The sequence below is a fragment of the Aeromonas sp. FDAARGOS 1419 genome (genome assembly GCF_019047045.1).
Classification (GTDB): domain Bacteria; phylum Pseudomonadota; class Gammaproteobacteria; order Enterobacterales; family Aeromonadaceae; genus Aeromonas; species Aeromonas veronii.
In genome coordinates this window covers 3,650,313-3,663,927 of record NZ_CP077209.1, presented here as the reverse complement: position 1 = coordinate 3,663,927, position 13,615 = coordinate 3,650,313, and the positions used below count along the sequence as shown (strand labels likewise).

13 protein-coding genes are annotated in these 13,615 nt (G+C 60.7%); 9 read left to right on the top strand and 4 right to left on the bottom strand.

All coding sequences use genetic code 11. The features are described 5' to 3' along the window. Nucleotides 1-8 precede the first annotated feature (8 nt). Entirely contained in the window at nt 9-1,370 is a 1,362-nt protein-coding gene (locus I6L49_RS16620) for an aspartate aminotransferase family protein (RefSeq protein WP_216949966.1), read from the bottom strand. Between the two features lie 276 nt (nt 1,371-1,646). Next, entirely contained in the window at nt 1,647-2,978 is a 1,332-nt protein-coding gene (locus I6L49_RS16615) for a glutamine synthetase family protein (protein ID WP_013723370.1), read from the bottom strand. A gap of 480 nt (nt 2,979-3,458) precedes the next feature. Here I6L49_RS16615 and I6L49_RS16610 point away from each other — a divergent pair, with 480 nt between their 5' ends. The 9 genes from I6L49_RS16610 to malZ all read left to right on the top strand — a co-directional run bounded on the left by I6L49_RS16610 (nt 3,459) and on the right by malZ (nt 11,734). Further along, complete coding sequence (locus I6L49_RS16610) at nt 3,459-3,845, top strand: TraR/DksA C4-type zinc finger protein (protein WP_005356952.1); 387 nt, start codon at nt 3,459-3,461, stop codon at nt 3,843-3,845. A gap of 147 nt (nt 3,846-3,992) precedes the next feature. Further along, a complete protein-coding gene (locus I6L49_RS16605; protein ID WP_216949965.1) occupies nt 3,993-4,850 on the top strand; it encodes a hypothetical protein in 858 nt (285 codons plus the stop codon). A gap of 62 nt (nt 4,851-4,912) precedes the next feature. Further along, on the top strand, nt 4,913-5,359 hold the full coding sequence (locus I6L49_RS16600; protein ID WP_216949964.1) for a DUF962 domain-containing protein: 447 nt from the start codon (nt 4,913-4,915) through the stop codon (nt 5,357-5,359). 26 nt (nt 5,360-5,385) lie between these two features. Further along, nucleotides 5,386-5,880: a CreA family protein gene (locus I6L49_RS16595; protein ID WP_216949963.1), complete on the top strand. Its 495-nt coding sequence runs from the start codon at nt 5,386-5,388 to the stop codon at nt 5,878-5,880. Nucleotides 5,881-5,954: 74 nt separating this feature from the next. Next, the gene (locus I6L49_RS16590) at nt 5,955-6,944 is read left to right on the top strand and encodes a 2-hydroxyacid dehydrogenase (protein ID WP_005340720.1); all 990 of its coding nucleotides are present in this window, start codon (nt 5,955-5,957) and stop codon (nt 6,942-6,944) included. A gap of 92 nt (nt 6,945-7,036) precedes the next feature. After that, a complete protein-coding gene (gene yegD, locus I6L49_RS16585) occupies nt 7,037-8,398 on the top strand; it encodes a molecular chaperone (RefSeq protein WP_064339148.1) in 1,362 nt (453 codons plus the stop codon). A gap of 165 nt (nt 8,399-8,563) precedes the next feature. Further along, nucleotides 8,564-8,980 carry an META domain-containing protein gene (locus I6L49_RS16580; protein WP_107683310.1) on the top strand — a complete coding sequence of 139 codons (417 nt, stop codon included), beginning with the start codon at nt 8,564-8,566 and terminating at the stop codon, nt 8,978-8,980. Nucleotides 8,981-9,068: 88 nt separating this feature from the next. Beyond that, nucleotides 9,069-9,899, top strand: a complete 831-nt coding sequence (locus I6L49_RS16575) for an HDOD domain-containing protein (protein WP_075116200.1) — start codon at nt 9,069-9,071, stop codon at nt 9,897-9,899. Between the two features lie 5 nt (nt 9,900-9,904). Then, nucleotides 9,905-11,734: a maltodextrin glucosidase gene (gene malZ / locus I6L49_RS16570; protein WP_005355500.1), complete on the top strand. Its 1,830-nt coding sequence runs from the start codon at nt 9,905-9,907 to the stop codon at nt 11,732-11,734. A 99-nt stretch (nt 11,735-11,833) separates the two neighbouring features. Here malZ and I6L49_RS16565 read toward each other — a convergent pair whose 3' ends face one another. Together I6L49_RS16565 and I6L49_RS16560 are read right to left on the bottom strand one after the other, a co-directional pair. Further along, nucleotides 11,834-12,367, bottom strand: coding sequence for an ATP--cob(I)alamin adenosyltransferase (locus I6L49_RS16565; RefSeq protein WP_043821496.1), 534 nt, complete (start codon nt 12,365-12,367; stop codon nt 11,834-11,836). Nucleotides 12,368-12,456: 89 nt separating this feature from the next. Further along, a complete protein-coding gene (locus I6L49_RS16560) occupies nt 12,457-13,599 on the bottom strand; it encodes a DUF5610 domain-containing protein (protein WP_216949962.1) in 1,143 nt (380 codons plus the stop codon). Nucleotides 13,600-13,615 lie beyond the last annotated feature (16 nt).

The window sequence follows — 13,615 nt, the reverse complement described above, 5'->3', positions numbered from 1 at the left end:
GACCCGCCTCAACCCTTCAGCTTTGCGGCTGTCAGATCCAGACTACGCCTGGCCAGATCGACCAATTCATCAACCTGTTCCTCGGTGATGACCAAGGGGGGCGATATGATCATGGTATCGCCTACCGCCCTCATCACCAAGCCATTGTTAAAGCAGAACTCCCGGCAAGTCATCCCCGCATTTGCCTGAGCCGGGAAACGCCGGTTGGTCTGCTTGTCCTCAACGATTTCCAGCGCGGCGACCAATCCTTTGCCTCGGGTTTCTCCCACCAGCGGATGATCGGCCAGCTCCGCCCAGCGGCGCTGCAAATAGGGGCCGATAGTATCATGCACTCGCTTAACTATGCTCTCTTTCTGCATAAGCTGGATATTGGCCACCGCCACGGCGCAAGAGACCGGATGACCCGAGTAGGTGAAGCCGTGGTTGAACTCGCCCCCCTCCTCCACCAGCCCCTTGGCAACCCGGTCACTCACCATCACTGCGCCGAGCGGCAGATAACCGGAGGTGATCCCCTTGGCCAGACACATCAGGTCCGGCTTGATGCCAAACCCTTCGCTGGCAAACCAGTGGCCGGTACGGCCAAAGCCGCAGATCACCTCGTCGGCGATGAGCAGGATGCCGTATTGATCGCAGATGCGCTGGATCTCCGGCCAGTAGCTGTCGGGCGGAATGATGACGCCGCCCGCCCCCTGGATCGGCTCGCCGATAAAGGCAGCCACCTTGTCCACCCCCAGCTCCAGAATCTTCTGCTCCAGCTGACGGGCCCGCTCCAGCCCGAACTCGTGGGCACTCATCCCCTGCCCCTCACCGAAGTGGTAGGGCTGATCGATGTGCACTATGCCGGGAATGGGCAGACCACCCTGGGCATGCATCCCCTTCATACCGCCCAGACTCGCCCCCGCCACGGTGGAGCCGTGATAGGCGTTATGGCGACTGATGATCACCTGTTTGTCAGGCTGACCCTTGCTGGCCCAGTAATGGCGCACCATCCGCAGCACGGTATCGTTGCACTCGGAGCCGGAGCCGGTGAAGAAGACGTGGTTGAGGTGGGCTGGTGTCACCTCGGCCAGCAGGGTAGCCAGCTCGATCACCGGCGGGTGAGCGGTCTGGAAGAAGAGGTTGTAGTAAGGCAACTGCTGCATCTGGCGGGTAGCGGCATCCACCAGCTCCTGGCGGCCATAGCCCATATTGACGCACCACAGGCCCGCCATGCCGTCGAGAATGCGTTTGCCCTCGGAGTCTTCCAGATAGACACCGCTGGCGTTGGTAATGATGCGCGAACCCTTCTTGTTCAGGGCCTGAAAATCGGTAAAGGGGTGCAGGTGGTGGCTGGCATCCAGTTGTTGCCACTCACGGGTTGTCTGCTGCATTTGTTGCTCCTCGGTTCCTTCGATTTAGCAAGATTCAGTCGTCAAATAGTCAGGTGAGTCGGCACGTTCGCAGCCACAGTCACTCACGGCGTGTCTGCTGCATTCGCTACTCCCCTGCGCCTTCGATTTGGCAAGATTCAGTCGTTAATCAATCCAGGTGGCAGCGCTCTTTCGGCCACAACCACTCACAGGTGGCTGCCGCCACCTGACTCACGTTCCGGTCTGTTCGATACAGGGATCGGGGAGGCCGACTCCGACCTCCCCGTTACAGGGGGATCAAACGTTCAGCAGCAAGAACTCCCGCTCCCAGCGACTGATCACCCCGAAGTAGGTTTCGTACTCTTTGCGTTTAACCGCGACGAAGGCGCGGGTGAAGCGCTCCCCCAGCATCTCCTTGATGGGCTCGCACTGTTCGAGATGGCTGAGTGCCTCCTCCAGCGAGCGGGGCAGGCTGTAGGGCAGGTCATAGGCGCTCGACTTCATCTCCGGCAGCGGCTCCAGCTTCTCCATCATGCCGAGATAGCCACAAGCCAGAGTGGCGGCCAGCGCCAGATAGGGGTTGGCATCGGCACCGGCGAAGCGGTTCTCCACCCGCCGCGCGCTCGGGTCGGAGAAGGGCACCCGCAGGCCGCAGGTGCGGTTCTCAACCCCCCACTGGACGTTGCGCGGCGCGCTCTCGCCAAAGGTGAGGCGGCGGTAGGAGTTGACGTTGGGGGCCAGCAGGGCGGTCACCGCCGGGGTGTATTTCTGCAGACCGGCGATGAAGTGCATGAACTGTTCGCTGTTGCCGCCATTCGGGGTACCGAACAGGTTGTGGCCGTTCACATCTTCCAAACTCTGGTGGATGTGCATGGCCGACCCCGGTTCGTCGCTCATCGGCTTGGCCATAAAGGTGGCATAGATACCGTGGCGGTGAGCGGCCTCACGCATGGTGCGCTTGAACAGGAACACCTGATCCGCCAGATCGATGGCATCACCATGCAGGAAGTTGATCTCCATCTGGGCGGCGCCCGACTCGTGGATCAGGGTGTCCACCTCCAGCTCCTGCGCCTCACAGTAGTCATACATGTCTTCAAAGATGGGGTCGAACTCGTTGACTGCATCGATACTGAACGACTGGCGGGCGGTCTCAGGGCGGCCGTTGCGACCGACCGGCGGCACCAGCGGATAGTCGGGGTCTTCGTTGCGGGTGACCAGATAGAATTCCAGCTCGGGCGCCACCACCGGCTTCCAGCCCTGCTTCTCGTAAAATGACAGAACCCGACGCAGCACGGAGCGCGGCGCTATGTCGATCAGCTTGCCGTTGACGTCGAAACAGTCGTGGATCACCTGTGCAGTGGGCTCCAGCGCCCAGGGGACAAAACGGATGGTGTTGGGGTCGGGATAGAGCTGCATGTCCCGCTCCAGCGGGTCGATCATGCTGTCGTCATCCGGATATTCGCCGGTCACCGTCTGGGTGAAAATCACCTCGGGCAGACGCATGCCCCCTTCGCGCAAAAACTTGTTGGCTGGGATGATCTTGCCCCGGGCGTTGCCGGTGAAATCCGGGAACAGGCACTCCACTTCCGTGATGCGATTGCTCTCCATCCAGCCTTTGATACTGTCCATGTTAAACCCCGACTTTACGGTTGCCATTGGCAAGGGTGTCTAATATATGGAACACCCTTGTTATAAAATTGTAATCAACATCACCATAAAAGCCCGCCATCAAGGGCAATGTCAAGCGGGCGTGTTTAAAAAACTATAAATAACGGCGTATATAATGACCAAGGCGGCACCAAATACTAAACACTCAAATCCGTACGAAGCCCACCCTTCTCATCGTTGCAAAGGCGATGCCAACAGAGGGTGAAGCAGGCGCCAGATCCCGACCAATCCCCCGCAGGAACGGACCATTTTTTTGCAAGGGCGCACAATCCTTATCCTATTTGCTTTGCTTGGCTGCATTTTTTTGGTACAAGGCCCGCCCTGATTTGCACTCTCTTGCATGAAACAGGTGCAAATCGGGATACAAGGGCTTGGTCTGTAGGCAGACAGCCCCCATAAACAGGGATAATTGGGTTAGTAAACTGACTGGTAGTTAATCGTATGTGTGATTTCATGACTGAAGACCAACTGGCCTTTTACAAGGGGCAGATCGAGCGACAGATCGTCGAGCTCGAAGAGCGCCTGAACTCCCAGGCCAGCCAGGCCATCGCCACCGACACCAACGAGATGGCTGATGAAATTGACCGTGCCAGTATCGAGGAAGCCCGCCGTCTGGAGCTGAACCGCATCGAGCACGACAAGCTGCACCTGCGCAAGCTGCGGGGCGCATTGAAGCGCATCAGCGAAGGGGATTTTGGTTACTGCGAATCTTGCGGTGACGAGATCTCCCTCAAGCGGCTGCATGCCCGTCCGGAATCCCGTTTCTGCGTCGAATGCCAGAGCACCAAGGAATTTAACGATACCCACGTGTTCCGTCGCGTCGCCTGATTCTTCGAAGAACCGTCACCATTCTGGTGCAACAGACGCCAGCAAGACAGGGCCCCGCGCTCAAACCTTGCACAACGCCTCGCAGCAAGATGGTGACAAGTTCTGTTAGACTCCGGACACCTTCCGGAATCTACAGGAGAACAGAGAGTGAAATGGCTCATCAAGCTGTGTTTGTGCCTGCCACTGCTGGCACAAGCACAGGTTCTGACGGTCAAGGTCCCCAGCCGTCCCGTCAACAATCTTGACCAGGAGTACCAGTACAAGCTGCTGGAACTGGCCCTGACCCGCTCCGGGCAACCCTTTCGCATCCAGCCTGTCGAACTCGACCTCAACCAGTTCACCCTCCAGCAGCAGCTGAGCAAGGGCAAGACCATCAACGTCTTCTGGATGGGCACATCCAGCGTACTCGAATCCTCCCTGATTGCCGTCCCCATTCCGCTGTTTCGCGGGCTGGAAGGATTGCGGCTGTCCTTCATCCACGCGGATGCTCAGGAGAAGTTCAACCAGATCAATACCCTGGCCGACCTCAAACAGCTGAAGGCGGCGCAAGGGGTCGGTTGGGCCGATAACAAAATTCTGGAAAATGCGGGCATCCCGACCTTCTCCGGCCGATACAGCAGCCTGTTTCGCCTTATCAACGACGGCGACAAGATCGACTTCTTCCCTCGCGCCCTGGTGGAGATCTTCGCCGAGCGCAGCGAGCTGGTGGCGCAGTATCCCAACCTCGCTATCGAGCAGCATCTGCTGATCCGCTACCCCTTCGCCCAGTTCTTCTTCGTCAGCCCCGAATACCCCAAGCTGGCCAAGGCGATTCAGACCGGGCTGGAGCGGGCCTATGCCGATGGCAGCTTTATGAAGTTCTTCAATGACAACCCCAAGATCCGCGAAGCGCTCGCCAGCGCCAACCTCGATCAGCGGGTCACCATCGCCCTGCCCAATCCGGATATGACCCCGTTGCTAAAATCCATTCCGGCCCAATATTGGGAGTATCCACCGCAGGGATAAGCATCGCGAGCGCCTGACCACGAAGGTCAGGCAGCGAGAACACAGTGCGCCAGGGAGGTGCCATGAAGGGAATCCAGGAGTGGTTTGCGCAGTACGGCCAGAGCCATCGCCATCCGACAAACGTCGCCATCCACAAACTGGCGGTGCCGGGCATCTATCTCTGCTCGCTGGCGCTGCTCTGGTGTCTGCCACACGGGCCCTTGCCAGAGCCCCTCAACTGGGCGGCAGTGGCAGCCATTCCGGTGCTGCTGTTCTATTTGCAGCTGTCGTTTTCGCTGTTCGCGGGGATGGCCGGACTGACCGCGCTCGGGCTGGCCTTCTGCCACCAGTGGCAGGGGCCGCTGCTGTGGCCCTCGGTGGCAGCGTTCGTGCTGCTCTGGATAGCCCAGTTTGTCGGCCACAAGATCGAGGGCAAGCGCCCCTCCTTCCTCGCCGACCTGCAATTTCTGCTGATAGGCCCCGCCTGGGTGCTTGCCAGCCTCTATCGTCGCCTGGGCATTCCCTATTGAGGAATGCCGGGCCAACAGGAGAGACCATGACACATAACCACACGCGACATAACGCCCTGCGCCGCGCCCTGCCCCTGCTACTGGGGGCCCTGTTTGCCGGCCCGGCGCTGGCCGACAAGGCTGATACCGTCGGTGAAGTGAGCACCGCCTTCAAGCTGTTTGGCCCCAACCACAAGATCCTGGTGGAGGCGTTCGACGACCCGCGCATCGACGGCGTCGCCTGCTATCTGGCGCGCCCAAAGACCGGTGGTGTAAAAGGCGGGCTGGGACTGGCGGAAGATCCCTCCCACGCCTCCCTGTCGTGCCACCAGATCGGCCCCATCGCCCTGCCCGAAAAGCTGAAAGCGGGGGAAGAGGTGTTCGATGTCAGCACCTCGCTGGTGTTCAAGGAGCAGAAAGTGGTGCGTTTTTACGACAAGAAACGCAATGCACTGGTTTACCTGACCTACAGCACCAAACTGGTGGATGGTTCGTACAAGAGTGCAGTCAGCGCCGTTCCCATTATGCCGTGGGGACAATAACCAGCCGGTTTGTCCGGTGATAGCTGACCCATTTTGTTGTAATTTGACGACACACACGCTGCGGAGCAAATACCATGAAAGTCGCCGTATTCAGTACCAAGAGCTATGACAAAGAGCATTTCAACCAGGCCAACAGCCAGTACGGCTTCGACCTGGAGTTTTTCGATGTGCGGCTGGAGGCCAAAACGGCCCGACTGGCTCACGGCTTCCCTGTGGTGTGTCTGTTCGTCAATGACGATGCTGACCGCGAGGTATTGACCGAATTGGCCGCCAACGGTACCCAGGTGATTGCCCTGCGCTGCGCCGGTTACAACAACGTGGATCTGGCCGCCGCCAAAGAGCTGGGGCTGAAAGTGGTGCGGGTGCCCGCCTACTCCCCCGAGGCGACTGCAGAACACGCCGTCGGCATGATGATGTGCCTCAACCGCCGCATCCATAAGGCTTATCAGCGCACCCGCGACGCCAACTTCTCGCTGGAAGGGCTGGTCGGCTTCAACATGCATGGCAAGACCGTTGGCGTCATCGGCACCGGCAAGATCGGTCTGGCCGCCCTGCGCATCCTCAAGGGGTTCGGGGTTCGCCTGCTGGTCAACGATCCTTACCAGAATCCGGCAGCTATCGAGCTGGGAGCCGAGTACGTGGATCTCGATACTCTGTTCCGCCAATCCGACATCATCAGCCTGCACTGCCCGCTGTTCAAAGAGAACTACCACCTGTTGAACAAGGAGGCATTTGCCAAGATGAAGGACGGGGTGATGATCATCAACACCAGTCGTGGCGGCCTGCTCGACTCCAACGCCGCCATCGAGGCACTCAAGACCTCCCGTATCGGCGCACTGGGGCTGGATGTCTACGAAGAGGAAGAGGATCTCTTCTTCTCCGACAAGTCCAACGAGGTGATCACCGATGACGTGTTCCGCCGCCTGTCTGCCTGCCACAACGTGCTGTTCACCGGCCATCAGGCGTTCCTGACCCGCGAGGCACTGCACGCCATCGCCGATACCACCCTCGGCAATATCCGCGCCATCGAGAGCCAGGGCCGCTGCGACAACGAAGTGGAATAAGGGCTCGCCCTCTCTTCGTCACGCGCCGGGTTGTGAGACCCGGCGCCTTCGGGTAGGCTAGCCCCCCTTTTTTATTCAGGAGTCTGGCGCCCATGTTTATCGGATTTGATTACGGCACCTCCAACTGTGCCGTGGCCGTGATGGAACAAGGTAGCCCCAGGCTGCTGAATCTTGGTGCATCCCGCTATCTCCCCTCCACCCTGCATGCCCCCCACCGGGATGCTATCGCCGGTCTGCTGGCCGAAGGGCTGGCCCCCGCCCAGCAGGCGGAGTACCTCAAGCTGCGTGGCCCCGTGGTCACCCGCGCCCAGATGGTTCGCCGCCAGATGCGCGAAGAGGGACTGATCGACGAGCTGAGCTTTGGCGGCGCTGCACTGGAGCGCTATCTGGAAGAGCCGGACGACGGCTACTACATCAAGTCACCGAAATCCTTCCTCGGTGCCTATGGCCTCAAGGCTCCCCAGATCGCCCTGTTTGAAGATATCGTCTGCGCCATGATGCTCCATGTCCGCCAGCAGGCGGAGCAGCAGCTCGGTGCCCCGATCCGCCAGGCGGTGATCGGTCGACCGGTCAACTTCCAGGGTCTGGCGGGGGAAGAGAGCAACCAGCAAGCTATCGCCATCCTGACCGAGGCGGCCCGTCTGGCCGGTTTCGAGCAGGTGGAGTTCCTCTATGAACCGGTGGCCGCCGGGTTTGAATTCGAGGCGCGCCTCACCGAAGACGCCGTGGTACTGGTGGTGGATATCGGCGGCGGTACCACCGACTGCTCCATGCTGCGGATGGGTCCCAGCTACCGCGATCAGCTGGATCGCAGCGGCGATCTGCTCGGCCACAGCGGCCAGCGGATCGGTGGCAACGACTTCGACATCCGCCTGACGGTGGAGGGGATGATGCCGCTGCTCGGCATGCACGAGACCCTCAAGACCGGCAAGCCGCTGCCCCACCCGCTGTTCTGGGATGCGGCTGCCATCAACGACGTCAGCGCCCAGAGCCGCTTCTACAGCCTCGACACCGCCCGCCAGCTGCAGGATCTGCAGCTCGACAGCCAACCCGGCAGCAAGTTGGGGCGTCTGGCCAGCCTGCGGGCCCACAAGCTGAGCCACCAGCTGGTGTGGCGCGCCGAGCAGGGCAAGATCGCCCTATCGGAGCAGGAACTCAATCGCCAGTCGCTGGCCGAGCTGGAAAAAGGGCTGGAAGCGGAGCTGACCCGCGAACAGCTGGCCAACGCCTCGGCCCTGCTGCTGGAAAAAATTGGCGAGCTGATGGACGAAGCGATTGCCGCTGCCGGTGTGCAGCCGGATCGCATCTTCGTCACCGGCGGTAGCGCCCGCTCGCCGCTGATCGCCAGCTTTATCCGCCAGAAGCTCCCGTCCATCCCGCTCGAGGGTGGCGATGACTTCGGCTCGGTGGCCGCGGGTCTTGCCCGTTATGCCGAGCGGCTGTTCGCCAACTGAGCCCTGAGGCCGCGTTAATCGATGGCAACATCACCCGGGTGTTGCCATTAAGCGACAGTCGTGCGGGACAAGGGGCGACAGAAGCGGTCGGTCGTCCCCTCTCCCGCCCTGCTCCCGACAGCCCAAAAAGGGTATTCTTGACGCTCCCCCAACCGGAGCCCCCTCATGCCCAGATTGCCCTTTTTGCTGATCCCCCTGTTACTGCTCGCTGGCTGCAGCTCGACCGCTTTTGTTCAGCAAGATCTGCAACACCACCACTGGGTACTGAGCAAACTGGATGGCGAACCGATCGAGGCCCCCCGCGACAATCCCCCCGATTTCGAGATCGGCGAGCACTTCACCGTCAACGGCATCGCCGGTTGCAACCGCTACTTCGGTCAGGGCCATCTGGAAGATGACAAACTGTGGGTCACCAGTCTGGGCAGCACCGAAATGGCCTGCATGCCGCCGCTCGACACCATAGAACAGGCCGTACTGACCACCCTGACCGAGGGTGCGACCCTGAGCGGCACCAGCCAGAACCTGATCCTGCAGGGCAAACAGCACCGTTTGGAATACACCTTGCGCGACTGGGTGTTCTAGCGCTCACAAAGCCGCATCACAAACAGGAACATGTTGTCCGGCTGTGGCACAATATGAGGCAGAGTTCGCAACGGAGGCTGCCTCAGCCATGTCGATGGATCGCCTGTTTGACAAGATCAAACAACTCCCCACTATTCCCAAGCTGCTGCACGAGTTGATGCAGAGCTTCAACGACGAGAATGCCCGCATCGACGAGATTGCGGCCAAGATCGCCATGGATCAGGTGATCAGCGTCAAGGTGCTGCGGATGGCCAACTCGGCCGCCCTGCGCCGGGGCAACGAAGTGACCTCCATCGAACAGGCGGTGATCCGGCTCGGCTTCAACCGGCTGCGCTCCGTGGTGGTCGCCTCCGGCATCATCGGCACCTTCAAGGCCCCGCCCAGCTTCGACAAGAACAAGTTCTGGACCGAGACCTTCCAGGTCGCCACCATAGCCCGAACCCTGGCCCAGGAGGCCAAGGTGATGGATCCCGAGACCGCCTTCACCTGCGCGTTGATCCACAACATCGGCGAACTGCTTATCCAGAGCACCTTGCCGGAGGAGGCCGAGCTCATCAACATGGCGATCCAGAACGGCAGCAGCCGGGTCGAGGCCCAGCGGGAGATGCTGGGCTACGACTATGCCCAGCTCGGTGCCGAGCTGGCGCGGCGCTGGAACCTCTCTGAGGCCTTCGTCGATGCCATCTCCCAGCAGCTTGACCCGCTCTCCCACGATCCGGTCAGCAAGGAGGCGGTGCTGATCCGCCTCGCCGTGTTTATCTCCTTCGCCTGGAACGCGGGCGTGCCTGCCCAGGCCATCATCGCCCGCTTCCCCAAACCGCTCGCCGACCAGTTGGGACTGGATCCCAAGTCGCTGGCAGGCCAGCTCGAAACACTGCATGAACAGGGTAATGCCCTCGCCGATCTTCTGACTCAATAAGCATCATGACCCATCCGTTTCTGTTTCATCCCCAGGTGGCGCCCTGGTTCAAAGAGAGCGCCGACGCACTGCAATTGACCCTCTTTAGCGAGCTGGATGCGCCGATCCGCGAGGTGTGGCTGCGCCACGAGCCGGATAACGAGGAGTACCTGATCCCGATGACAGCGGTCTCCACCCGCGATCGGCTGCAGGTGTGGCAGGCGACCCTGCCGCTCATCAAGGGACAGGATATCCACCTCTACAGCTTCAAGTGCCTCACCGACGAGGAGCAGTGGTGGCTGCACGGTGCGGGCGTCAGCGCGTCCATGCCGCCACGGGAACAGCATTTTCGCTTCAACAGCCTGCACCAGCCACCGGCCTGGGTGCAGGATCAGGTGTTCTACCAGATCTTCCCCGACCGTTTCTGCAACGGCGATCCGTCGCTGAGCGTCAAGCATCACGAGTACGAATATCGCGGCAAAGCGGTGATCAGCAAGGCGTGGGGCGAGCCGGTCAGTCGCCACGAAGAGGGCCACGGCGCCTGCGAATTTTACGGTGGCGATCTGGCGGGGATCGATGCCAAGCTCCACTACCTGCAATCTCTCGGGGTGACGGCGCTCTACCTCAACCCCATCTTCGATTCGCCGAGCAACCACAAGTACGACACTCAGGACTACTTCAAGGTGGATGCCCACCTCGGCAGCAACGAGCAGTTCGCCGAGCTGACCCGCAACCTGCACCAGCGCGGCATGAAGATCATCCTCGATGCAGTGGTCAACCACACCTCTACCGAGCACCCCTGGTTCTGCCCGCCACTGGGAGCCCAGAGCAACCCGGACTCCCCGTGGCGCAGCTTCTACACCTTTGACAAAGAAGGGGATTATGTCAGCTGGAAGGGCATTCGCAGCCTGCCCAAGCTCGACTTCTCCTGCGAGAAGGTGCAAGACGCCGTCTATCGGGCCGACGACGCCATCCTCCGTTACTGGATGCGCGCACCCTACCAGATCGATGGCTGGCGCTTCGACGTCATCCACATGCTGGGGGAGCGCGGCACCGCCGAGGGCAACCGCAGCCATGTGCGCGCCATTCGCGGCGCGGTGAAGCAGGAGAACCCGGACGCCTATGTGCTCGGCGAACACTTCTTCGAAGCGAGCCAGTGGCTGCAAGGGGATCAGGAGGATGGCGCCATGAACTACTACGGCTTCGCCCACCCGATCCGCGCCTTCCTGGCTGGCAAGGATATCGCCTACCACCCCATCAAGATCAGCGCCGAAGAGCTGGATCGCTGGCTCAAGCTGGCGCGGGCCCATATCCCGTTCAAGAACCAGCTGGCCCAGTTCAACCTGCTGGACAGCCACGATACCGCCCGTTTCCTCCATCTGCTGGGCGAGGACAAACAGCGGATGCAGCTGGCCGCCACCCTGCTGCTCACCTATATCGGTGTGCCGTCTATCTACTACGGCGATGAAGTGGGACTCTCCGGCGGCAACGACCCGGACTGCCGCCGCTGCTTCCCGTGGGATACCACAGACTGGGATCACGTGCTGCACGACCACTATCGCCGGCTGATCCAGATCCGCCGCCAGCGCCCCTCGCTGCGCCGTGGCGATATCCAGACCCTCTACGCCGGGCCCCACAGCTATGTGTTCGCCCGTACCCTGCAAAGCGATCAGGTGGTGGTGGCCTGCAACCGCCATCCGAGCGAGCCGCGCACCATCAGCCTGCCTCTGTGGCAGACCGCCAGCCCCGCCAGCCGCTTCACCGACGCCTTCAACGGCGAGAAGTTCGAAGTGGTGCAGGGCGAGGTGCAGCTCACCATCCCCGCCAACTCGGCCCGGGTGCTGATCTCCAGCTGAGTGGGCAACTGACATGCTGAAAAACAAAACCGGAGCCCAAGGCTCCGGTTTTTTATTCCATTCAATCCACCATGACGTTTGGATCTTTGCCTGCCGCCATCAGTAATTGATGCTGACGTAGGGCACTTCCGGCACCTGCCAGCGCTGCTTGAGGTAGACGGTGAGCACGAAGAAGAAGTTGGCCAGCAGGTTGGCGAAGCGATAGAGAATGGGATCGAAGGCCACCCCGCTCTCTTCCAACCGGACCAGCAGCCGCACCACCTTCTTGCTGCCACAGCGGCACAGATGGAGGGTGGGAATGGGCTGCGGCCCCTGCGGCAGCACGAAACCGGTGACGCTGCCGCGACTCGCCTCGTTGTAGTGGTCGTAACGGGCCTTGAGCCACTCAAGGTCTGCATCGAAGATCCCCAGCTTGCCGCGTACCGAGCCGTTTAGGTTGTAGATAAGTCGCTGCAACGCCGCGAGATCCGCCAGCATGGGCTCGGTATCGGCATCCGGCGCAAGGTGTGACAGCACGGCCCCGACCTGACAGCAGAGCTCGTCGGTGGCGATTTCAAAATCACATTTGAGCGAGGTTTCGAAGATAAAGGGGTAGCAGAGCTCGCGCTTGTCTCTTGGCTTCTTGGGGTTCATGGGGCAACCGGATTGGAGAAAAGGCCAGTTTGCCAGCCCCGGGAAGGGCTGGCAAACGGCAGGTCATTACTTGCGTAACGCGCTGTGGTTCAGGCGTTCTTACTGGTGGGCTCGGTAGACGGCTGGAACTGGTTGATCATCCGTAGCGCCTCCAGCATCCGCTGGTTGAAGCTGGTGAAGCGATCGACCTGTGCAGGTTCCCCTTCCCCTCCCGCCGCCAACACGGCCGGGGTCAGCGCCTGTTGCTGGGATGGTGGCAGCAGGCTATCCGCCTGTTTCTGCACCTGATCCAGCTTCGGCAGATAGTCGGCAAACGGCTTGATCAGATCCTGCAGGGAGTGCGCCCCCTGATAGGTCTGGCTCAGCTTGACGCTCTGCTTGAGCTTGAGAGAGTAGGAGGCCAGCTGGCTGTCATCCAGTTTCAGCTCGCCCGCCTTGTCCAGCAGATCCTCGAAGTTGCCGGAGAAGAAGTTCCCCGCCAGCTCATCGATCCCTTTGACCAGCTTGCCGATGGACTCCATCTCGTCGCTGCTGAGCTCCCCTTCAAGCGAGAAGCTGAAGCTCTGGCTCGACTTGAGGCTGAACTGGCTGCCGCTCTCGCTGCTCTGGGACTTGGTCTGCCAGCTGTCGTTGAAGCGCAGCACCACCTTGTCGCCATCCTTGGTCTGGATCTCCAGATAACCCTGCTGGCGGCTGGCCATCTCGGCCTGCCCCATGTCGGTCGGAGAGACCTTGCCGAAGAACTCCTTCTCGAACTCCTCGAGCCCTTTCTGGATCAGCTTGTAGCTCTGATCGATACCGGTTTTGATATCGTCATTGTCAGTCGCCCACTTGCCGAGCTGCTTCTTCGCCTCGCCAAAGCCATTGTCGACCCCCTTGCGGGCCTGCTCCATCATCCCGGTCAGGTCGTCGTCAGACTTGCCATCGGCCCGCGCGGCACCGAGCCGTCCGGTCACGAACTGCAGCACGTTGTCCGCCACCGACTGGAAGTCAAACAGGGTCTCAGGGGTGATCTCTTCGGGCTCTTTCACCTTCGGCGCCTGATAACCCTGGCCGTTGATCTCCAGCGAGAACTGTAATGCCTGCTGGATCAGCACCTGCGCCCACTTGGGCGGCTTGTGCAAGGAGACAGCCTCCTCGCTCTTGACCTGTTTCTGCTCCGCCTGTTGGGGCGATTTGGGAGAAACACCCACTCCCTTGGGTTGGGCTGCGCCCACGCCTTCGATCTGCATAATGTGTCCTCCCACC